This window comes from Mesorhizobium sp. P2_D6 (genome assembly GCF_056404315.1).
The window spans coordinates 39378-58965 of sequence record NZ_JBFUEG010000018.1 but is presented as its reverse complement, the minus strand read 5'-3'; the positions used below and the strand labels follow the sequence as shown (position 1 = coordinate 58965).

The 19588-nt window shown below is 63.0% G+C and carries 18 protein-coding genes; 8 read left to right on the top strand and 10 right to left on the bottom strand.

What is annotated here, in order from left to right; translation table 11 throughout:
- Nucleotides 1–213: 213 nt before the first annotated feature.
- Nucleotides 214–1416 carry an aromatic ring-hydroxylating oxygenase subunit alpha gene (locus tag AC1D1L_RS27645; RefSeq protein ID WP_477344427.1) on the top strand — a complete coding sequence of 401 codons (1203 nt, stop codon included), beginning with the start codon at nucleotides 214–216 and terminating at the stop codon, nucleotides 1414–1416.
- A 191-nt stretch (nucleotides 1417–1607) separates the two neighbouring features.
- Here AC1D1L_RS27645 and AC1D1L_RS27640 read toward each other — a convergent pair whose 3' ends face one another.
- Nucleotides 1608–3017, bottom strand: coding sequence for an aminotransferase (locus AC1D1L_RS27640; RefSeq protein ID WP_477344426.1), 1410 nt, complete (start codon nucleotides 3015–3017; stop codon nucleotides 1608–1610).
- 313 nt (nucleotides 3018–3330) lie between these two features.
- Here AC1D1L_RS27640 and AC1D1L_RS27635 point away from each other — a divergent pair, with 313 nt between their 5' ends.
- Genes AC1D1L_RS27635 through AC1D1L_RS27625 form a run of 3 tightly spaced genes read left to right on the top strand, consistent with a single transcriptional unit; the run spans nucleotide 3331 to nucleotide 6195 of the window.
- The gene (locus tag AC1D1L_RS27635) at nucleotides 3331–4248 is read left to right on the top strand and encodes an ABC transporter permease (protein WP_477344425.1); all 918 of its coding nucleotides are present in this window, start codon (nucleotides 3331–3333) and stop codon (nucleotides 4246–4248) included.
- Nucleotides 4245–5069 (top strand): ABC transporter permease, encoded by an 825-nt coding sequence (locus AC1D1L_RS27630; protein WP_477344424.1) that lies wholly within the window; start codon nucleotides 4245–4247, stop codon nucleotides 5067–5069. The genes AC1D1L_RS27635 and AC1D1L_RS27630 overlap by 4 nt, the downstream gene beginning before the upstream one ends.
- A gap of 52 nt (nucleotides 5070–5121) precedes the next feature.
- Entirely contained in the window at nucleotides 5122–6195 is a 1074-nt protein-coding gene (locus tag AC1D1L_RS27625) for an ABC transporter ATP-binding protein (RefSeq protein WP_477344423.1), read from the top strand.
- Here the strand turns inward: AC1D1L_RS27625 and AC1D1L_RS27620 are convergent.
- The 5 genes from AC1D1L_RS27620 to AC1D1L_RS27600 form a co-directional block, all read right to left on the bottom strand.
- Nucleotides 6159–7469 (bottom strand): flavin monoamine oxidase family protein, encoded by a 1311-nt coding sequence (locus AC1D1L_RS27620; RefSeq protein ID WP_477344422.1) that lies wholly within the window; start codon nucleotides 7467–7469, stop codon nucleotides 6159–6161. The genes AC1D1L_RS27625 and AC1D1L_RS27620 overlap by 37 nt on opposite strands.
- The gene (locus AC1D1L_RS27615) at nucleotides 7466–8542 is read right to left on the bottom strand and encodes an extracellular solute-binding protein (RefSeq protein ID WP_477344420.1); all 1077 of its coding nucleotides are present in this window, start codon (nucleotides 8540–8542) and stop codon (nucleotides 7466–7468) included. Before AC1D1L_RS27615 ends, AC1D1L_RS27620 begins: the two co-directional genes overlap by 4 nt.
- Nucleotides 8543–8658: 116 nt before the next feature.
- Entirely contained in the window at nucleotides 8659–9738 is a 1080-nt protein-coding gene (locus AC1D1L_RS27610; protein WP_477344418.1) for an ABC transporter substrate-binding protein, read from the bottom strand.
- A 55-nt stretch (nucleotides 9739–9793) separates the two neighbouring features.
- Nucleotides 9794–10459, bottom strand: coding sequence for a transcriptional regulator BetI (betI, locus tag AC1D1L_RS27605; protein ID WP_112559488.1), 666 nt, complete (start codon nucleotides 10457–10459; stop codon nucleotides 9794–9796).
- 27 nt (nucleotides 10460–10486) lie between these two features.
- Complete coding sequence (locus tag AC1D1L_RS27600) at nucleotides 10487–11287, bottom strand: class I SAM-dependent methyltransferase (RefSeq protein WP_477344417.1); 801 nt, start codon at nucleotides 11285–11287, stop codon at nucleotides 10487–10489.
- A gap of 254 nt (nucleotides 11288–11541) precedes the next feature.
- Here AC1D1L_RS27600 and AC1D1L_RS27595 point away from each other — a divergent pair, with 254 nt between their 5' ends.
- The 4 genes from AC1D1L_RS27595 to AC1D1L_RS27580 all read left to right on the top strand — a co-directional run bounded on the left by AC1D1L_RS27595 (nucleotide 11542) and on the right by AC1D1L_RS27580 (nucleotide 16411).
- Nucleotides 11542–13161 (top strand): phytoene desaturase family protein, encoded by a 1620-nt coding sequence (locus AC1D1L_RS27595; protein ID WP_477344416.1) that lies wholly within the window; start codon nucleotides 11542–11544, stop codon nucleotides 13159–13161.
- Nucleotides 13148–14713, top strand: coding sequence for a phytoene desaturase family protein (locus AC1D1L_RS27590; RefSeq protein WP_477344415.1), 1566 nt, complete (start codon nucleotides 13148–13150; stop codon nucleotides 14711–14713). Before AC1D1L_RS27595 ends, AC1D1L_RS27590 begins: the two co-directional genes overlap by 14 nt.
- Before the next feature lie 211 nt (nucleotides 14714–14924).
- On the top strand, nucleotides 14925–16160 hold the full coding sequence (locus AC1D1L_RS27585; protein WP_477344414.1) for an aminomethyl transferase family protein: 1236 nt from the start codon (nucleotides 14925–14927) through the stop codon (nucleotides 16158–16160).
- Nucleotides 16161–16162: 2 nt separating this feature from the next.
- On the top strand, nucleotides 16163–16411 hold the full coding sequence (locus AC1D1L_RS27580) for a hypothetical protein (RefSeq protein WP_477344413.1): 249 nt from the start codon (nucleotides 16163–16165) through the stop codon (nucleotides 16409–16411).
- Here the strand turns inward: AC1D1L_RS27580 and AC1D1L_RS27575 are convergent.
- From AC1D1L_RS27575 to AC1D1L_RS27560, 4 genes are all read right to left on the bottom strand, one after another.
- Nucleotides 16408–17466, bottom strand: coding sequence for a dipeptidase (locus AC1D1L_RS27575; protein WP_352585285.1), 1059 nt, complete (start codon nucleotides 17464–17466; stop codon nucleotides 16408–16410). The genes AC1D1L_RS27580 and AC1D1L_RS27575 overlap by 4 nt on opposite strands.
- 224 nt (nucleotides 17467–17690) lie before the next feature.
- Nucleotides 17691–17990: a GNAT family N-acetyltransferase gene (locus tag AC1D1L_RS27570; RefSeq protein WP_477344412.1), complete on the bottom strand. Its 300-nt coding sequence runs from the start codon at nucleotides 17988–17990 to the stop codon at nucleotides 17691–17693.
- Nucleotides 17983–18615 (bottom strand): alpha/beta hydrolase, encoded by a 633-nt coding sequence (locus AC1D1L_RS27565; protein WP_352585283.1) that lies wholly within the window; start codon nucleotides 18613–18615, stop codon nucleotides 17983–17985. Before AC1D1L_RS27565 ends, AC1D1L_RS27570 begins: the two co-directional genes overlap by 8 nt.
- 4 nt (nucleotides 18616–18619) lie before the next feature.
- Nucleotides 18620–19552, bottom strand: coding sequence for a VOC family protein (locus AC1D1L_RS27560; protein WP_477344411.1), 933 nt, complete (start codon nucleotides 19550–19552; stop codon nucleotides 18620–18622).
- Between the last annotated feature and the right edge of the window lie 36 nt (nucleotides 19553–19588).

The window sequence follows — 19588 nt, the reverse complement described above, 5'->3', positions numbered from 1 at the left end:
CTTTTTTCGGTCCGGGGCGTCCAAATCCGTATGCGCGACGGCCATTTCATTACCTGGGCTAACGCCCGGATTTTCCGGGATTTTCTTCGATTGAGCCGGCTCCGAGCTGGCTTGACTACACCATTGTGAAACGTCCTGATTTACACAAACCATTGCATTTCAATGCAAAATATGATTTTATTGAATGAGTATTCAACAAAAGAAGAGCTTCCGATGAACCCGCACCTCCGTGACGTGGCGATCCCCAATGATTGGGACCGGCGGGGCCTGCCGGGCTGGGCTTATCACTCCGACGCACTTCTCGAACTCGAGAAGGAATACGTCTTCCGCAACCATTGGCAGATCGCCGGACACGTCTCCGACGTGCCGAATGCCGGCGACTATCTGACCATGGACGTGGTCGGCGAGCGGGCGCTGATCGTGCGCGGCAAGGATGGCGTCGTGCGCGCCTTCAACAATATGTGCCGGCATCGCGGCAGCCGCGTCGTCGCCGACAGCCAGGGCACCTGCAAGAACGCCCTGGTCTGTCCGTTCCATGGCTGGGTCTACAATCTCGACGGCACGTTGCGCGGCGCTGCCCGCCCGCGCTCCTTCCCCGATCTCGACAAGACCGAATTCGGCCTGATGCCGCTCGACCTCGAAATCTGGATGGGCTTTATCTTCATCCGTTTCCGCAAGGGCGGCCCGCAGCTTTCGGTGGCCGAGCTGCTGAAGCCTATCGAAGCCGAGATGGCTCACTATGGCGTCGCCGACATGGTGCCGTCCTGGGGCATCTGGACCCAGAAGTCCCCGGTCAACTGGAAGTCGGTGCGCGACGTCGACAATGAAGGCTATCACGTCGCCATGGCGCATCCGGCGCTGCAAGACCTCTACGGCGCGACCTATTTCGACGAGCCGTTCATCAACGGCGTGTCGCGTTCCTTCGCCACCTACAACCCGCATGCCGGACGGCGCTGGAGCGTGCGGGAATACATCAAGCACGCGCCAGCGGCGGAGCACCTGCCGGAGCACCTGCGCAAGGCCTGGATCTACTACGGCATGTTCCCCAACAACGCGCTGTCGATCATGCCGGAATCGGTGCAGTTCTATCAGGAGTTCCCGCTGACGACCGGCGAGACGCTGCTGCGCGGCGCCATCTACCGCTACCCCGACGAAACCAGGGAGCAGGCGGCGGCACGCTACCTCGCCTACCGCATCGATCGCGACACCATGAACGAGGACGTGCAGCTCTCGGTGTGGTCGAACGAATCGATGCTGTCGGAAGCCTTTGAAGGCTTTTACCTCTCCGACCTCGAATATGGCGTGCGCACCCACCACGACCATCTGCGCAAGCAGATTCCGGTTCTGGGCCTGGAGACGGCACCTGAGGAAAAGGACATGTGGAACCTCAACGAGGCCATGCGGTCGCAGGTGTAGGGCTTTTTCCCTTCTCCCCGTTTCACGGGGAGAAGGTGCCCGAAGGGCGGATGAGGGGCAGCGCCATCATCTCGCTATTGGTTGCTGAACCCTAACCCCGGCAAGCGCCTGCGCCAAAATCTCGCAAGCTGGCGCCGCCCCTCACCTGCCTGCCGGCATCCTCTCCCCGTAGAACGGGGCGAGGAACGCTATCACCCCTGCCAAACCCCTTCTTTCCTCAGATCATCCATCGTCCGCGAAATGCCTTCGCGCAGGATCGCCACCATGTCGTCGATCTGCTCGCGCGAAATGATCAGCGGCGGCGACATCACGCACATATTGATCAGCGGCCGCACCAGCAGGCCGAGCTCGTGGCAATGCGCGTCGATGCGCTTGCCGACATCCTTGTCGAGCTGCAGCGGGTCCTTGCTTTCGCGGTCGGCGACGCATTCGACGCAACCCATCAGCCCCATGCCGCGCACTTCGCCGACCAGCGGCAATTCCTCCAGCGTCTTCAGTTGCGCCTGAAAATAGGGCGCGACCTCGCGCGTGTGGGCGAGCACATCTTCCTCCAGGATATCGAGGTTCTTCAGCGCCACGGCGCAGCCGACGGGATGGCTGGTGTAGGTCAGGCCATGGCCGAACATCGCGTCCGGATGGTTCGAACGACGCAATTCCTGCAGCAGCCGCGCCGAGATGATGACCCCGCCAAGCGGGAAATAGCCCGAGGTCACGCCCTTGGCAAAAGTGATCATATCAGGATCGATGCCGAACACCTCGCCGGAGGCAAAGACATGGCCGAGCCGGCCGAAGGCGGTCACCACCTCGTCGGAGATATGGAGGATATCGTTGTCGCGGCAGATCTCGCGGATGCGCTTGAGATAGCCATCCGGCGGCACGATGACACCGCCCGATGCCTGCACCGGCTCGCCGACGAAAGCCCCGATCTTCTCGGCGCCGACACGGGCGACTGTATCGCGGAACTGATCGACCAGGAAATCGGTGAAGGCAGCAAGGCTCATGCCTTTCGGGCGCCGGAACGGATCGGGCGACGACAGTTTGACGACCAGTTCGTCGGCGCCGTCCATCCAGTCGCGGTCGCGCGGCCGGCCATTGAGCGAGGCCGACAGATAGGTCGAGCCGTGATAGGCGCCGCCGCGGCTGAGGATCAGCTTCTTTTCCGGCCGTCCGCGCACATTGTTGTAGAACTGCATGAAACGCAGCGCCGTCTCGACAGCCGACGAACCGCCGGTGGTGAAGAAGGTATGGCTGAGATCGCCCGGCGCATGATCGGCAATGCGTTTGGCGAGTTCGGCCGAGGGCGCATTCATCGTGTACCAGGGCGTGTTGTAGGACAGCATCATCGCCTGGTCGTACATCACCCGGGCCAGTTCCTCGCGGCGATGGCCGATATTGATGCACCACATGCCGGCAGGTCCGTCGATCAGCCGCTTGCCTGTCACATCGGTGATGTAGATGCCGTCGCCTTCGCCGATCAGCGCGCGTGCTTCATTGCCGACCGAGCCGGCATAAGGCCAGGGCTGGACAAGATGGCGCTTGGCGAGCTCGACCGCGTCGCCGTCGCCAGCCATTTCCACTCTTAGGTCTCTTGCAGCCGCCATCATTGCCTCGCAGGTCTGGGGCGTAATTTTCGCCGGACACGAAACGAAGCGCCATGCCTTGAAAAGCGGGCTTTCTTCACTTCATTTTGAATGTCCGTTCAATCAATATTACAGAAATAGCGCTTGATTTCAATCCACGGATGCGCTCATGATGAAAGAAAGCCGGCAAGCTTGAAGCGCGGCCAGCAAAAGCAGTCATAGGCTTTGGTTCGATCGCGCTCCGCAAAAATTGGGAACAGGCAGCCGGCCCGGTCAATGGGAGCATCATGGCGGGACACGAGCCAGCAACCGAGATCACGCCCGGAGCGCTGCAGTGACAGCTGCTGCCGAAGGGTCGCCCGTATTCGGCATGACGCGGGCCAGGCGAAACGCCCTTCTGCAGTCCGAATCCGTCCAGGGTTTTGCCCTGATCAGCCCGACCTTCGTCTACGCTTTGATCCTGCTTGTGCTGCCGATCCTGGTGGTGCTCGCCCATTCGTTCTGGACGCAGCACTACCTCGACATCGACCACACTTTTACACTGGAAAACTACCGTATCGCGCTGACCGAGCCGATCTACCGCGATCTCCTCTGGCGCTCGCTCTACATCTCGCTGACGGTAAGCTTCTTCACCGTCATCCTCGCCTATCCCATCGCCTACTTCATCTCGTTCCACGGCGGCCGCCACAAGAGCCTGTGGCTGTTCCTGATCACCATCCCGTTCTGGACCAGCTATCTGCTGCGCGTGATGTCGTGGAAGGTGATCCTCGGCTATAACGGCGTGCTGAATTCCGGCCTGATGGGCCTCGGCATCATCGACGAGCCGTCGACAGCACTGCTCTACAATTCCAGCGCCGTCATCATCACGCTGACCCATGCCTGGGCGGCCTTCGCCATCCTGCCGATCTTCGTCTCGCTGGAGAAGGTCGACCGCACGCTGGTCGAGGCGGCCACCGATCTCGGCGATGGCCCGCTGCGCTCCTTCCTGCGGGTGACGCTGCCGCTGTCGGCGCCGGGCGTCATTTCGGCGGCACTCATCGTCATGATCCCGACGGTAGGCGATTACGTCACCCCGAAGCTGGTCGGCGGCAAGGACGGCGTGATGATCGCCAATGCCATCCAGGCGCAGTTCGGCAAGGCCGCCAGCTGGCCGCTCGGCGCGGCACTTTCGGTCACCACCATGCTGGTCGTGTCGCTGATGGCGGGCGCCACGGTGCTCATCATCCGCGCCATTCAGAGGCTGGCGCGATGACGGCGATGCGGCGCCTCTTTGCCGGCGGCTGGCTGACCGCCTACGCCTTCCTCTACATCGTCTTTCTCTATCTGCCCGTGATCTTCCTGCCGATCTTCTCGATCAACACCGCGCCGACGCCGAAGTTTCCCCTCACCGGCTATACGCTGAAATGGTACGAAGACCTGCCCAAGACGCCGGCACTGGTTGATGCCGCCTGGAACAGCCTGATCGTCGGCGTCTCGGCATCGGTGCTGGCGACGCTGCTCGGTATCCTCGCCGCCCGTTCCATCACCCGCTACCGCTATCCCGGCCGCCGCACCATCAACGGCCTGATCATGGCGCCGCTGGTGCTGCCGGAAATCATCCTCGCCATCTCCATGCTGCTAGTCATGCTGCAACTGGGCCTCAGCCTGTCGCTGTTCACCGTCGTGCTCGGCCATGTCCTGGTCTGCATTCCCTATTCGATGACGGTGCTGACCGCAGGCTTCGAGGGCTTCGACCGCAGCCTTGAAGAGGCCTCCGCCGATCTCGGCGAAAGCGCCTTCGGCACCTTCCGTCGGGTGACGCTGCCGATGGTGGTGCCGGCGATCATTTCCAGCCTGCTCGTCTGCTTCACCATCTCGCTCGACGAGTTCGTCATTGCCTTCTTCCTGACCGGAACCGAGACGACGCTGCCGATCTACATCTGGGGCCAGCTGCGCTTCGCCGCCAAGCTGCCGGGCGTGCTGGCGCTGGGCACGCTGCTGCTGCTCGCATCCTTTGTCTTGATGACCGTTGCCGAAGTCCTGCGCCGCCGTGCGGCCAGGCGCACCCAGAACGAGGGAGGCCTCTATGCCTGACCCAACCCAGACCCAACGGCCCCAATCTGATCGACCCCAAACCGAGCGTGCTATGATCGAGATCCGCAGCGTCACCCGCAGCTACGGCGCCATCAAGGCGCTTGACGATGCCACGCTGACCATCAGGGAAGGCGAGTTCTTTTCGCTGCTCGGCCCCTCCGGCTGCGGCAAGACAACGCTGCTGCGCATGATTGCCGGTTTCGACAACCCGACCAGCGGTTCGATCTCGGTCGGCGGCCAGTCGATGGAAGGCATCCCGGCCAACCGCCGGCCGACCAACATGGTGTTCCAGAGTTACGCCATCTTCCCGCATCTCAATGTCGAGCAGAATGTCGCCTATGGGCTGAAACGGCTGAAGCTGGGCGGAACGGAAGAAAAGCGCCGCGTCGAGGAGGCGCTGGCGCAGGTGTCGCTGACTGGACTCGGCAAGCGCCTCGCCACCGAGCTTTCCGGCGGCCAGCGTCAGCGCGTGGCGCTCGCCCGCGCGCTGGTGATGCGGCCCAAGGTGCTGCTGCTCGACGAGCCGCTGTCGGCGCTGGACAAGAAGCTGCGCGAGCAGATGCAGGTCGAGCTGCGCCGCCTGCAGCAGGCGGTCGGCATCACCTTCGTGCTGGTCACCCACGATCAGTACGAGGCGCTGGCAATGTCCGACCGCATCGCGGTGATGTTCGGCGGCAAGATCGCCCAGGTCGCCTCGCCCAAGGAAATCTACCAGCGGCCGGTCAACCGCCAGGTCGCCGACTTCCTCGGCGGCATGAATTTCGTCAAGGCTCAGATCGTCGAGGAGAATGCCGCCTCGCTGGTCGTCGACACACTGGGCTTCGGCCGTGTCAGGACCGACAAGCCGAAGGCCTTCGTGCGCAATGGCGGCGCCGCCACGCTAGGCATCCGACCGGAGCGCCTGCGTGTGCTGTGGGACAATGCGACGGCCAAATTCGAGGTCGCCGGCAAGGTGGTCGAGCGCCACTATTTCGGCGAGATCACCCATCTGATCGTCGAGATACCGGGCCTGGAAAAGCCGCTGTCGGTGACCGAGACCAATGATTTCGGCGCCGACGATATTCCTGTCGGAACTTCGATCCGCCTCGCCTACGACCCCGAGGCTTTGGTGGCTATGGCCGACTGAAGCGCGGCCGCAATCTCTTTGGCGGCAATCCGCCCCATCACGATCGCACCTTCGACATAGCCCGGAAAGGACGGCGACAGTTCCGACGATGCGAAATGGACAGGAGCCGCGCCGGCGCGGATCGTGTGTTCGGCATCCCGTGCCGTCACATCGACAATGAGGTCGCTGTAGGCGCCGCCGCTCCAGCGGTCTTGGATCCAGTCGCGCTGGCTGAAATCGATAATGTCGGCCGCGTCCGGACCAAGGGCGCTCACCAGCCTTGCCGTTACTTCCGCGCGCAGCGCAGCATCGTCCAGTGGGCACCAGCGCAGTGCCAGCGGTCCGCCGACGAAGACGACCAGGGCGGCGTGGTCGATATCCTTGCTGGCGTCACAGGCGAACAGGCCCGGCAAATCGCGCCACATCACCATGCCGCACAAGTCACGATCGCGCCAAAACGGCTTGGCATAGCGCACCAGGATCTTGATCACCGCACCGCTTTCCCAGACGCCAAGCGCCTTCTCGAGGACCGACGGCAAGGCCGGCGCGAAATCGAGCTTCGCGGCCGTTGCCGGCGGAAGCGCGACCAGCACTTTTCGCGCCTCTATGACGCTACCGGCCGAGACGACACGAACGCCATGCAGCCCGTGCTCGACGCGCGTAACGGGTTCGTTGAGCCGCACCCGGTCGCCGAGATCGCCGGCCAAATCCTCGGCCAGCGACTGCATGGTATCGCGCAGAGAATATTGCAATTCCGGCACCTCGTTGGTGATGCGGCGGTCATTGTCGATCAGGTGCCACAGCGGCACCCTGTCCATCGCCAGGCACCACAGGCCTTCGATCATCGACCGGAAAGCCGTCTTGGCATCGGTGGGATCAGGCTGGCGTTCGAGCCAGACGGCAACACTCATGCCGGCGATCGAAGGATCGTCCGGCTCGATCGCATTCATGCGCTCGCGGATCGCCATCGCGCCGTAATAGGTCCGCTCGGCCTGTTCGACCGACAGCGACGGATGGGTGATGAAATCGCCATCCACATAGGTCTCGACGAAGGCCTTGCCGCGGGCCGCCGCCAGCGCCGTCACCTCCGGCATGTCTTCGCAGAAAAACTGGCCGCCGCTGTCGATCCGTTCGCCAAGCCCGTTGCGAACCGCTTCGACCCTGCCGCCGACACGGTCGCGCGCCTCGAGCAGCACGACATCGATGCCGGCTTGCTTCAGTTCAAGCGCGGCCGACAGCCCGGTGAAACCGGCGCCGACGATGACGACGTCGGTTCTTTCGGTCTTGTCGCTCAATAGCCGGCCTTGATCTTCTCGAATTCGGTAACCATGCGCTGCTTGAGCTCTGGCGGCACCGGCTGTTGGAACAGCGTCTTGTCGAGGAACTTGTCGAGATTGTCGAAGCCGCGGTCGGTCAGCACCTGATGGTCGATCGCCGCCATGCCGGCGCTGTTGCCGTGGCCGTAGCCGAAGGTCTTGACCAGATAGTCGGACACGGCATGCGCGTTGACCGCGCTCAGGAAATCATAGGCCTGGTCGAGCTTGCCCGGCGCGTCCTTCATCAGCACATAGCCGCACACCCAGGTCGATATGCCTTCCTTGGTGTCGCGGTTCATGGCGATCGGCATGCCTTGGCCCTTGAGCGTCACGAAGGTCTCGTTCCAGCCCCAGACGAGGTCGACCTCATTACCGGTAAAGGCCTGGTTGAGGTCGGTATCGTCGGTCCAGTAGAAGCGGACATTCTTGTGCACGTCGCGCAGGAAGGCTGACGCCTCCTGGAACTGCGCGTCGGTCATCTTGGTCCAGTCCTTGAGGCTGACGACCAGGCTTGCCAGCGCATAGGCATCGTCGACATTGTCGCCGATGGTGACGCGGCCCTTGAATTTGGGATCGGCAAAAATCCTCAGTGATTGCGCCTCCTCAGCCGTCACCTTGTCGGTTCGGTAGAGCAGCGATGTGTTGCCCCAGTCGAACGGCATGAACCACGCCTTGCCGTCGGCGGTGGTGGCGAGGTTCTTCATCGCCATGATGCCGGGATTGAGATCTTTCCAGCCGGCAATGCGGCTGGTGTCGAGCGGTTGCAGAATGCCGGCCTCACGCCACTTGACCACGCTCTGCGAACAGGGATGCGCTATGTCGGCCTTGAAGCCGGCCCGCATCTTCTGGAAGGCTTCTTCCTCGTCGCCGAAGAAGGCAAAGGTCGGCTCGGCGCCGTATTTGGAGGTGTAGTCGGGATGCAGCAGCGGATCCTCATAGCCCGACCAGTCGAACACGACGAGGTCGCCACCGCCCTCGGCATAGGCCAGCACGGCGCCGGCGCCCACTGTTATGGCAGCGGCAAGGGCAACGCGGCGAAGCATGGAATTCATGGTGCGAAACTCCTCATCGCTAAAAGCGGCCGGGCGACGTTACGGAATTTCAGCGACCTTGGCGAGACCGTCCGCTCGCTTCAATCGCGGGCAGACGGATAAGGCCGGACAGGGCTTTAGTAGCCCGCTTTGATCTTCTCGAACTCGGCGATCATCTTGAGCTTGAGCGCAGACGGGACCGGCGATTGGAACAGGGTCTTGTCGACGAATTTCTGCACGTCGTCATAGCCCTTTTCCTTCAGGATCGCCTGGTCGACACCGGCCATGCCCTTGGCATTGGCCTGGCCATAGCCCCAGTCCTTGACCAGCACCTTGGCGGTTTCCGGATCGTTTATGGCGTTCAGATAGTCATAGGCCTTATCGACGTTGCCGGGCGCGTCCTTGAACAGGACGTAACCGCACACCCAGGTCGAGATGCCTTCGTCAGTGTCTTTCTTGGCCTTGATCGGCACACCGGCAGCGACCGACTGCACCGTCGCGTCGTTCCACGCCCAGGCAAGATCGACCTCGCCGCCGGAGAGCAACTGCACGACATCGGTTGTATCGGTCCAGTAGGAGCGGACATTCTTGTGCACCTGGCGCAGGAAGTCGGATGCCTGCTTGAACTGGTCATCCGTCATTTTGGTCCAGTCCTTAAGTCCGATGGCAAGGCTGGCCAGCGCATAGGCGTCGTCGACATTGTCGCCGATCGAGACCCGGCCCTTGAACTTGGGATCGGCGAAGGCCTTTAGCGACTGCACATCCTTGGCGTCGATCTTGTCGGAGTTGTAGGTGAGCTGGGTGTTGCCCCAGTCCCAGGGCATGAACCAGGCCTTGCCATCCGAGGTGGTGGCCAAATCCTTCATCGCCATGATGCCGGGATTGAGGTCTTTCCAGCCCGTGATCTTCGACGTGTCGAGCGGCTGCAACAGGCCTGCCTCACGCCACTTCGTCACGCTCTGCGAACAGGGATGGCCGAGATCGGCCTTGAAGCCGGAGCGCACCTTCTCGAAGGCTTCGTCCTCGTCGCCGAAGAAGGCGAAGGTGGGCGAGTCGCCGTTCTTCTCGACATATTTCGGGTGGAAGCTCGGATCCTCATAGCCGGACCAGTCGAACACGATCAGATCCTTATCGGCGGCAACCGCGAGCGCCGCGGCGGAAGCCGCAAGCGTTGCCGTCAGCGCCAATGTCAGCGTCAGACTGGTTAGTCTTTTCATTGCTGTTCCATCCTCTCTTGTCGTTGCGTCGCCGGCTCGACTGACCGGCTTCTGGTTATCCGTAGTGCTTGGGGAAGGCCGCCGCGAGGAACGCGTTCGCGGCTTGCAGCGCAGTCTCGCGCGTGGTGTCTTCGGTTCCCATCATCAGCCGCAGCCATAGCCCTTCCAGCATGGCCGACAGCGCCAGCGCCATCACCTGCGGCTCATAGCCGTAGCCGCCGCTCTCTTTGAGCGTCGCACAGAGATCGATGAAGACCTGCTGGTAATACGCGTCGCGAGAACTGCTCAGCGCCTGATAGACCGGCCGCGACTTGGCCTCGCCCCAGAAGGCGAGCCAGGCGGCGAGCTTGCGCTTGTTGCAGATCGAGCGGTCGAAGTCGGCCCAAACCAGCACCTGCAACTGGCGGGCCGGATCATCGCCGGCTTTCTGCAGGGCCGCACGCCAATGTGCCGAATACTCGTCATACATATACTGCAGCGTGGCGATCAGCAGCTTCTCCTTGCTCTCGAAATGAAAATTGACGATGCCGCGCGACAAGCCGGCGCCATCGGCGACATCGGCCATTGTTGTCTCCGCATAGCCGCGCTTGGCCAGCGAATCGATGGTCGCCTCGATTAGTTGCTGCTGCCTGACCTCCTTCGACGCCTTGCGGCCGCGTTTTTCCGGTTCGGTTTTTCCAGACGTGTCGGAGGATCGCTCTTCGCGCGCTGCAGCTTTCATCGGTGCCGTCATGCTCCACATTGCCGGCTATCCCACCATAGCCGGCTTCCACCCGCGAAGATGAGTGGGACGGTGCTCACCACTGTCAAGCACCTTCTGCATGGCTTCCCAGGTTCGTATGTTCTTGTCGACATAGGCGGCCCCAACCGCGGCCGCCACGGTCCCGTAGAGCGGGCCTTTCAGCCTTTCCAGCTCGCCGCGCGCGACCTCGCGATACCAGGGATTGCGGTCCTTAACGACCACATCGGCAAAGCCGGCGCGCTGCATCGCCTGCGCATAGCGCGCCGGCGACGCCATGGCGAAGGACAGGCCCTCAGCCGCGACATAGGCCTTCATGTCAGGTGACGGTTCGCCGTCATGGCCGATCAACCAGTCGGAGGCGGCAAAGACGCCGCCCTGTTTCAGGACGCGAAAAATCTCGGCAAACAGCGCGTCCTTGTCGGGCACATGCAAAAGCGCATCCTTGGAGAAGACGACATCGAACGAAGCATCGGCAAAAGGCAGCGGCGGCGGCGGCGCCTGAATGAAGCTTGCGCGGTCTGAAAGCTCGCGCGCGGCGGCGCGCTGCATCGCCGCCTCGATCACCGGGCGCTCGATGTCGAAGCCGGTGGCACGGGCGGCACCGTGGCGCTCGATCAGATGCAGCGCGATGCCGCCTGAGCCGCAGCCAATATCGAGGATGGTCTTGCCGCTCAGCGACAGCCCCTCGACGACTCGGTCGACCTCATCAGGTCCGCCCGGCGACAGATAACCCTCGCCCCACAGCGCCTCGAGGAAGCGGATGGCGGTGTCGTCATATTCCGGCTCGGCATCTGCCGCTTCGATCATCGTACCTCGGTCCCGTCAGCCGAATTCAACACGTTCGATTGCCGGCAAAACGTAGCGCATATCAGAGAAAACGCAACACCATTTGTTGAACATTCATTCAATATGGCTGGACAAAATGGCGGCTGCCGTGCCAAATTCCGCGCATTCGGGAACAGACCACGCAAAAATGAACAGCGGATCGCCTACGCAATTCCAGGAAAAGTGTGGGCGGTTTTCCGTCCGGAATTGCGAAAAAGAGAGAAGACTGAGGCAGAATGAAAGCTTGGGATGCGATCATCATCGGCGGCGGACACAATGGCCTGGTCAACGCCTGCTACCTGCAGCGCGCCGGGCTCGACGTGCTGGTGGTGGAAAAGAACGACTGGGTCGGCGGCGCCGCCACCAGCCGCGAGCTGACGCCGGGTTTCCTCTACTCCAACTGCTCCTATGTCTGCTCGTTGTTCCGTCCAGAGATCATGCGCGACCTCGAACTGCCGCGCTTTGGCCTGCAGGTCATCTCCTACGAAGGCGGCGCCGTGTTCACCCGCGACGGCGACTACCTCGCCAACCACCGCGACCATGACGCCCACCGGCGCGAATTCGCCCGCTTCTCCAAACGCGACGCCGAAGCCTACGATCGCTATTCGCGCGACGTGACGCGGCAGTGCCGCTTTATCCAGCCGCTGTTGATGCGCACCGCCCCCGACCCGACCAGTTATCGGCCACGCGACCTCGGCGAACTGCTTTATCTCGGCAAGAAATTTGCCGGCCTTTCGGCCGAGGAAATGGCGCTGACGCTGCGCTTCTGGACCATGTCGATCTCGGAATTCCTCGACGAGTATTTCGAGACCGACGTCATCAAGGCGAACTTCGCTCTGTCCGGCATCATCGGCACCGCGCTCGGGCCGATGTCGCCCGGCACGGCCTATGTGCTGCTGCACCACTATATGGGCGAGGTCGACGGCTCGGTCGGCGCCTGGGGCTATGCACGCGGCGGCATGGGCGCCGTCACCAAGGCGCTCGCCGCCTCCTTCAAGGCGAGCGGCGGCACCATCCGCACCGGCGCCGAGGTTGACCATGTGCTGGTCGGCAGGGGCAAGGCGAAGGGCGTGGTGCTGGCTGGCGGCGAGGAGATTTACGGCAAGCTCGTCGTCTCCAACGCCGACGTCAAACGCACCTTCCTGAAACTGGTCGAGGAAAAGGAACTGCCCGACATCTTCCTGCGCCGGGTCAGGAATTTCAAGATCCGCGGCTCGTCCGGCAAGGTCAACATTGCGCTGGATTCGCTGCCCGAATTCCCGGCGCTGCCGAAGGATTCGCCGGTCTATCGCGGCGACATGCATTTCACCGATTCGATGGAGCGCATGGAGCGCGCCTATGACGACTGGAAGGCCGGGCGCTGGTCGGCCGACCCGTTCCTCGACATGGTCATCCCGACGACGCTCGACCCGACGATGGCGCCGCCCGGCAAGCACTTCATGAGTTGCTTCGTGCAATATGCGCCGCCCAAGGTGAACGGCCGTGACTGGACCGATTCCGACCGCGACGGTTTCGCTGAAAGCGTGATTGCGCAGATCGCCGAATACTCGCCGGGTTTCCGCGACCGCATCGTCCACATGGAGGTGCGAACGCCGCGCGAGATCGAGGCCGAGGTCGGCCTCACCGAAGGCAACATTTTCCAGGGCGAACTGACCTTCGACCAGCTGCTGTTCAACCGTCCGGTGCCGGGCTACGCGCAATACCGCTCGCCGGTCGGCGGGCTCTATATGTGCGGCTCCTCGACCCATCCCGGCGGCGGCGTCATGGGTGCACCCGGCCGCAATGCGGCAGCCGAGATCCTTCGCGACCTCGCCAAATCGACCTCGCACATGAGCCCGGCCCATGACGTCATTTGATGCAATCGTCATTGGCGGCGGCCATAACGGCCTTGTCGCAGCCGCCACGCTGGCGAAGGCCGGCCGCAAGGTATTAGTGCTGGAAGCCGCCGTCGATGTCGGCGGCGCGGCGCGCACCGAAGACTTCGCGCCGGGCTTCCGCGTCTCCTCGATCGCCCATGTGCTCAACCGCCTGCACCCCGATGTGGTGAAAACACTGGAGCTGGAAAGGCACGGGCTGCAAATCGCGCGCGGCGACTTCATACCGTCCGTTGCCTTGTCGAAGGACGGCCCGCCGCTGGTTCTGCATGGCGCCTATGGCGAAGTGCTGACCGGTTCCACTCCGTCCGAGCAATCCGCCTGGAAGGAATTGCGCGCGCAGTTGCTCCGCTATGCCGGCATATTGAAACCATTCCTGTCCCGCCGCCCGCCCGATCTCGCCAGCATGTCGCTCAAGGAGACGGCGGCGCTTGGCCAGACCGCTCTGGCGTTGAAAAAACTCGGCAAGGAAGACATGCGCGATTTCCTGCGCGTTCTCCTGATGAACGTCGCCGACCTGCTCGACGAGCAGCTTGCCGATATCAGGCTGAAAGGCCTGCTTGCCTTCGACGCCACGCTGGGCAGCCATCTCGGCCCGCGTTCGCCAACCTCGCTGCTCGGCCTCTACTACCGGCTGGCTGGCGAGACCGGCGGTGCGGCCGGCGCGCAGATGCTGCCGAAAGGCGGCATGGGCGCGGTCGTCACCGCCATAAGGTCTGCGGCGGAGAAAGCCGGCGTCACCATCCGCACGGCGGCACCCGTGGCCAGGATCATTGTCGAGAAATCCCGCGCCGTCGGCGTCGCGCTGGACAGCGGCGAGATGCTGCACGCCAGAACCATCGTCTCCGCCATCAATCCCGCCACCACCATGCTCGACCTCGTTGGGCCGCGCGAGATCGATACCGGTTTCGTGCGCAAGGTGAAGAACATCCGCATGAAGGGCGATGCGGCGAAGCTCCATCTGGCGCTCGACCAGCCGCCGCAGTTTTCCGGCGTCGACGCCGCCGACCACAAGGGCCGCATGGTCATCGCGCCCTCGCCCGACCATGTCGAGCGCGCCTTCAACGCGTCGAAATATCGAGAGTTCTCGCCCGAACCGGTGATGGAGATCACACTGCCCTCGCTCTCCGACCCGTCGCTCGCGCCAAGCGGCGCCTGCGTATTGTCGGCGGTGGTGCAATACGCGCCTTACGCGCTGAAAGAAGGCTGGGACGCCGGCAAGCCGAAATTCCTCAAGGCGATCATGGCGCAGCTCGAGGCTTATGCCCCCGACATCGGCAAGTCCGTGCTGCACGCCGAGCTTTTGACACCGGCCGATATCGAAGCCCATTGCCGCATGCCGGGCGGCCATTGGCACCACGGCGAATTGCAGGCCGATCAGATGCTGATGTCGCGACCGGTCTCCGGCTGGTCGGGCTACGACACGCCGGTGGAAGGGCTGTTCCTCGCCGGCGCCGGCTCGCATCCGGGTGGCGGCGTTTCAGGTGCGCCGGGGTTGAATGCCGCGAAGCGCATCATCGCGGTGAAGGGGTGAGCATGATTTTGCAATTCGTTACCGCCGCACTCTACGGCGCCCCCCTCTGTCCTGCCGGACATCTCCCCCACTTGGGGGGAGATCAGCAGCTCGATTTGTCGGCGCCTTTCTTGCAGCGTGGGAGATTGGCGAAATCGCTGGTGAGAGCCAATCTCCCCCCTCGTGGGGGAGATGTCCGGCAGGACAGAGGGGGGCGCGAAGGATCGCTGTCATGAACCATCAGCCCACCATCAAATCATCGAAGGCCCGCAGCATCGCGCAGGGTCATTTCCGCACGCTACGCCTCGGCACGCCGTTCCAGCCACGCATCGATGCACTGGCCAAGACCCAGGACTGGTACAACTGGGCCGGCTACCGCGCCCCGCATTCGCTGTGGGACGAAGAGCTCGAGTATTTCGCCATTCGCAGCCAGGCAGCTTTGTTCGACATTTCGCCGATGACGAAATACCGCGTCGAGGGCCCGGATGCCGAAGCCTTTCTCGATCGCGTCACGCTGCGCGATGTGACGAAGCTGAAGCCCGGCCGCGTCCACTACACCGCCTGGTGCGATGACGAGGGTTTCGTGCTCGACGACGGTACGCTGTTCCGGCTGTCGCCGACCCGCTTCCGCCTGTGCTCGCAGGAACGGCACCTCCCCTGGCTGCTCGACAGCGCCATTGGCTTCGATGTGGCGGTCGAGGAAGAGACCGAAAGCGTCGCCGGTCTCGCCCTGCAAGGACCAACCTCCTTCGCCGTGCTGCGCGATGCCGGTTTCGCCGGCGTCGAGACGTTGAAAATCTTCGACCTCGCCGAGTTCCCGCATGATGGCGGCACGGTAACCATCTCGCGCACCGGCTTTACCGGCGATCTCGGCTACGAACTGTTCGTACCGGCTGAAAATGCGCTGAGTCTGTGGGACCGGCTGATGACCGCAGGCGAACTGCGAGGCATCCGCGCCATCGGCTATACCGCGCTCAACCGCGCCCGCCTCGAGGCAGGGCTGATCGTCGCCAATGCCGATTTCACCACCGCCGAGCATGCCATTCGCGCCGACCGTTTGCGCATGCCGGATGAGATCGGCCTCTGCTTCATGGTCGATCTGGAAAAGGGTCATTTCAACGGCCGCCGCGCCATCCTCGAAGCCCGCACCAAGCGCAAGCTGCGCCATGTGCTGGTCGGGCTGGAGATCGAAGGTAACGTCCCAGCCGAACACGCCATCGTCTACCACAAGAAAAGCCAGGAGGTAGGCCTGGTCAGCGCCGCCATGTGGTCGCCGATGGCCAAGCGCAACATCGCCATCGCTTCGCTTACGCGGCCCTACGGTGATACGATGGTGGAAGACCTCTGGGTCGAGATCTACGCCATGCGCGAGTTGCAATACCAGAAGCTGATGAAGCGGGCCAAGGTGGTGGCGCGTCCGTTCATAAAACTCGACCGCCGCACCGCCAATCCGCCGGCGGATTTCTGACCATGGTCGATCAACAGGACGATGAGGCGGAAACCGCCGAACAGTGGCAACTGGTCAACACGCCGCTCGGCGAAAAATGGTCGGGCCGCACGCGCTACGCCGCCGCCATGTTCTTCTACAAGCGCGGCGAGATGAGCGCCGAGACGCTCGAGGTCTACCGCATCTGCGCGCGGCTGGATTCCGAGAACCCGCTGCCGATCATCAGGGATCGCGGCGCCGGCCAGGACTGGCTGAAGCGCATGGGCGCCTAGCCGATGGTCCTCTCCAGCACATTGAGCCAATTGCGATAAGCGATCTTCTCGATCAGCGCGCGGCCGAAACCGCGCGCGGCGAGCGCATCGATCAGCTTCGGCAGGCCGGCGACGTCGCCGATGACCGCCGGGATCATCGCCCCGTCGAAGTCCGAGCCGAGACCGACACCGTCCTCACCCAGCGCCTGCAGCAGCGAATCGACATGGCGCACCATGATGTCGAGGCTGGTGTCCGAGTTCATCCTGCCGTCGTCGCGCAGGAAGCCGGTGGCGAAATTCAGCCCGACCATGCCGCCGGTCTCGCGGATGGCGCCGAGCTGCCAGTCGGTCAGGTTGCGCGAATGGGTGCAAAGCGCATGCACGTTCGAATGGGTGGCGACCAGCGGCGCGTCGCTGAGCGCGGCGACATCGCGAAAGCCTTTCTCGTTCAGATGCGAGAGGTCGATCATGATCTTCAGCTGATTGCAGGCCTTGACCAGCGCCTTGCCGGCATCGGTCAACCCCGGCCCAGTGTCGGGTGACGAAGGAAAGCGGAACGGCACGCCATGGCCGAAGGCGTTGGGACGGCTCCAGACGATGCCGAGCGAGCGCAGGCCGGCTTCATAGAGCACATCGAGCAGCGTGAGCTCGGGGTCTATCGCCTCGACGCCTTCGATGTGGAAGACCGCCGCGATCGAATCTTTCGCCATCGCCGCGCGAATGTCACCGGCGCTGCGGCAGACGGTCAGCGCTCCCGCCCGCTCCAGCCGAAACAGGATCGACGCCATGCCGATGGTGGAATTGAGCGCTTCAGCACGCGGCAGTTCCGGCGGCAACGGCTCGTTGTCGCTCGGCGCCGGTGGCACCGGAGAGCGTTTGCTTTTCTCGACCGGTGGCGGGAAGATCGCGAACATGCCGCCTGCAAAGCCGCCCTTCCTGGCGCGCGGCAAGTCGATGTGACCGCCCTGCGTTCCCTCGACGAACAGCTTTTCGACGTCTGTGTCCTTCGACTGGTAAAGTCTCAGCAGCGTGTCGTTGTGGCCGTCGAAGACGGGGACGAGATCGGATTCGGTCATCAGGAAGCCATTCGGTCAGTTGGCAGGAGCGGACGAACCGCAGCGAACTGTGTACTTAGGCAAGAAGGCCGAACTGCGCAAATGCCAGAGACGTGTTCGCTCTTGTGGCTGAGCGGCTCCGATCCACCTGCCGGGTCACCGCTGCTTCGCAGCGTCCCGCCGTTCGCCAGCCTTTCATCGTGCCACCGGCACGATGAATTCGCTTCGCGAACCGGCTGCTCACCCTATTGCTTCAGCACATCGGCCCATTCCGGATGGCGGCGGAACTGGGCATTGGCGAAGGGGCAAAGCGGGATGATTTTCTTGCCCGCTGCGCGCGCATCCTCGACGGCGCGGGTGACGAGCCGAAGCCCGGCACCCTGGCCGCGAAACACGTCCGGCACTTCGGTGTGATCGATGATGATCTGGTGCTCGCCGACCTTGGTGAAGGTCATCTCCGCCTCGGCGCCGCCCGGCCCACGCAGGACATAACGGCCCTTCGGGCCGCGGTCCTCCAGTTCGATTTCAGGCAATTGGTCAGGCATTGCTTGCTCCTTCAACCGGCGCGCCAGCGAAAAGCCGCCTTGCCGCTTCGATCTCGTTCGGCTGCACCTCGTGGCCGCCATCGTGCCATTCCACTGTGACATCGGCGCCATCGGCGCGCAAATAGGCTTCCAGCCGCGACGTCAGATTGGGCGGGCAGATCGGATCGCGCTTGCCGGCGGTGAGCAGGATACGACGGCCGGCAAGGCTGCCTTTCACCTCAGGTTCGAACGGGATCAGCGGATGCATCAGCACCGCCGCATCGAACAGATCCGGCGCAGCGAACATCACGGAAGCCAGTATGTTGGCGCCGTTGGAATAGCCGAGGCCGAGCACGGAAGACGGCTTTGCCGCTTCCACCTGCGCCTTGATGAAGCCGGCCATCTTTGCGGTCGCCCGGCCAAGGTCGTCCATGTCGTAGACACCCTCGCCGGTACGGCGGAAGAAGCGGGCAGCACCATATTCAGAGACATCGCCGCGCGGCGACACGATGGTCGCCTGGGGCGCGAGATCGCGCCCCAGCGACAGTAGCTGATTCTCGTCGGCTCCGGTGCCGTGGAAGACGAAGAGCAGCGGACCGCCGGGCGAACCCGGCAGCGCCTTATGAATGTAAGCGTCCTTGCTCATTTTCTCAGCCTTCCAGCTTCTGCAGATGTTCTTCGAGATAGGGCCTGAGATGCTGGTGCTGCGTCGGCAATTTCAGCGCCTCGCCGAGATGAGCAGTGTCCTCGTCGCGGTCGAAACCCGGCTCATTGGTGGCCACTTCGAACAAGACACCGCCCGGCGTGCGGAAATAGATCGCCCAGAAATAGTCGCGGTCGATCACCGGCGTCACGCCATAGCCCGTATCGATCAGCGCCTTGCGCACTTCGAGCTGCTTGGCGCGGTTCTCCACGGCGAAGGCGACATGATGGACAGAGCCGGCGCCGAGATTGGCGAAGCCAGCCGTCGGCAGCGATTGGATGTCGACGACATCGGCGCCGTTGCCGTTCTTGATGGCGAGACGGCTGACATTGCCGGATTTGTCGACCTGCTCGTAACCCATGAACTTCAACAGCTCCTCCGTGGCGCCGCCATCCTTGAGGCGCAGCGACACCGAATGAAAGCCGCGGATCGCTTCGTCGGCGGGAACACCGCCCTTCAACCACGGCGCGCGGCTGTCAGCCTTGTCTTCGACCAGCGCGAAGCCATCGCCATCGGGACCGGCGAAGGCAAGCCGCTTCTCGCCGAATGTTTCTTCGCGCGAGAGACCGCTGACGCCTTCATCGGCAAAGCGCTTTTCCCAATAGCCAAGCGTGCCCGCCGGCACGGAGTAGGCTGTGGTGCCGACCTCCCCGACGCCGTGGCGGCCCCTCGCAATGTCGGGAAACGGAAAATAGGTCATCACCGAGCCCGGCGTGCCGTGCTCGTCGCCATAGTAGAGGTGATAGACATCGGGCGCGTCGAAGTTGACGGTCTTCTTGACCCGGCGCAGACCGAGCTTGTGTGTAAAGAAATCATTGTTCTGGCGCGCATCGCCGGCCATTGACGTGACGTGATGCAAGCCCTTGATCTGGTCGAGCATTGTCTTGCTCCTTCCCTTGGTGTTTGTGCGGCCCTC

What these genes read in the sequence shown, in the direction of transcription:
- AC1D1L_RS27580 (WP_477344413.1), top strand. Translation starts at nt 16,163, where the DNA reads ATGGTCGATCAACAGGACGATGAGGCGGAAACCGCCGAACAGTGGCAA.
- AC1D1L_RS27640 (WP_477344426.1), bottom strand. Translation starts at nt 3,017, where the DNA reads ATGGCGGCTGCAAGAGACCTAAGAGTGGAAATGGCTGGCGACGGCGAC.
- AC1D1L_RS27630 (WP_477344424.1), top strand. Translation starts at nt 4,245, where the DNA reads ATGACGGCGATGCGGCGCCTCTTTGCCGGCGGCTGGCTGACCGCCTAC.
- AC1D1L_RS27595 (WP_477344416.1), top strand. Translation starts at nt 11,542, where the DNA reads ATGAAAGCTTGGGATGCGATCATCATCGGCGGCGGACACAATGGCCTG.
- betI (WP_112559488.1), bottom strand. Translation starts at nt 10,459, where the DNA reads ATGAAAGCTGCAGCGCGCGAAGAGCGATCCTCCGACACGTCTGGAAAA.
- AC1D1L_RS27560 (WP_477344411.1), bottom strand. Translation starts at nt 19,552, where the DNA reads ATGCTCGACCAGATCAAGGGCTTGCATCACGTCACGTCAATGGCCGGC.
- AC1D1L_RS27600 (WP_477344417.1), bottom strand. Translation starts at nt 11,287, where the DNA reads ATGATCGAAGCGGCAGATGCCGAGCCGGAATATGACGACACCGCCATC.
- AC1D1L_RS27625 (WP_477344423.1), top strand. Translation starts at nt 5,122, where the DNA reads ATGATCGAGATCCGCAGCGTCACCCGCAGCTACGGCGCCATCAAGGCG.
- AC1D1L_RS27610 (WP_477344418.1), bottom strand. Translation starts at nt 9,738, where the DNA reads ATGAAAAGACTAACCAGTCTGACGCTGACATTGGCGCTGACGGCAACG.
- AC1D1L_RS27585 (WP_477344414.1), top strand. Translation starts at nt 14,925, where the DNA reads ATGAACCATCAGCCCACCATCAAATCATCGAAGGCCCGCAGCATCGCG.
- AC1D1L_RS27570 (WP_477344412.1), bottom strand. Translation starts at nt 17,990, where the DNA reads ATGCCTGACCAATTGCCTGAAATCGAACTGGAGGACCGCGGCCCGAAG.
- AC1D1L_RS27565 (WP_352585283.1), bottom strand. Translation starts at nt 18,615, where the DNA reads ATGAGCAAGGACGCTTACATTCATAAGGCGCTGCCGGGTTCGCCCGGC.
- AC1D1L_RS27575 (WP_352585285.1), bottom strand. Translation starts at nt 17,466, where the DNA reads ATGACCGAATCCGATCTCGTCCCCGTCTTCGACGGCCACAACGACACG.
- AC1D1L_RS27615 (WP_477344420.1), bottom strand. Translation starts at nt 8,542, where the DNA reads ATGAATTCCATGCTTCGCCGCGTTGCCCTTGCCGCTGCCATAACAGTG.
- AC1D1L_RS27590 (WP_477344415.1), top strand. Translation starts at nt 13,148, where the DNA reads ATGACGTCATTTGATGCAATCGTCATTGGCGGCGGCCATAACGGCCTT.
- AC1D1L_RS27645 (WP_477344427.1), top strand. Translation starts at nt 214, where the DNA reads ATGAACCCGCACCTCCGTGACGTGGCGATCCCCAATGATTGGGACCGG.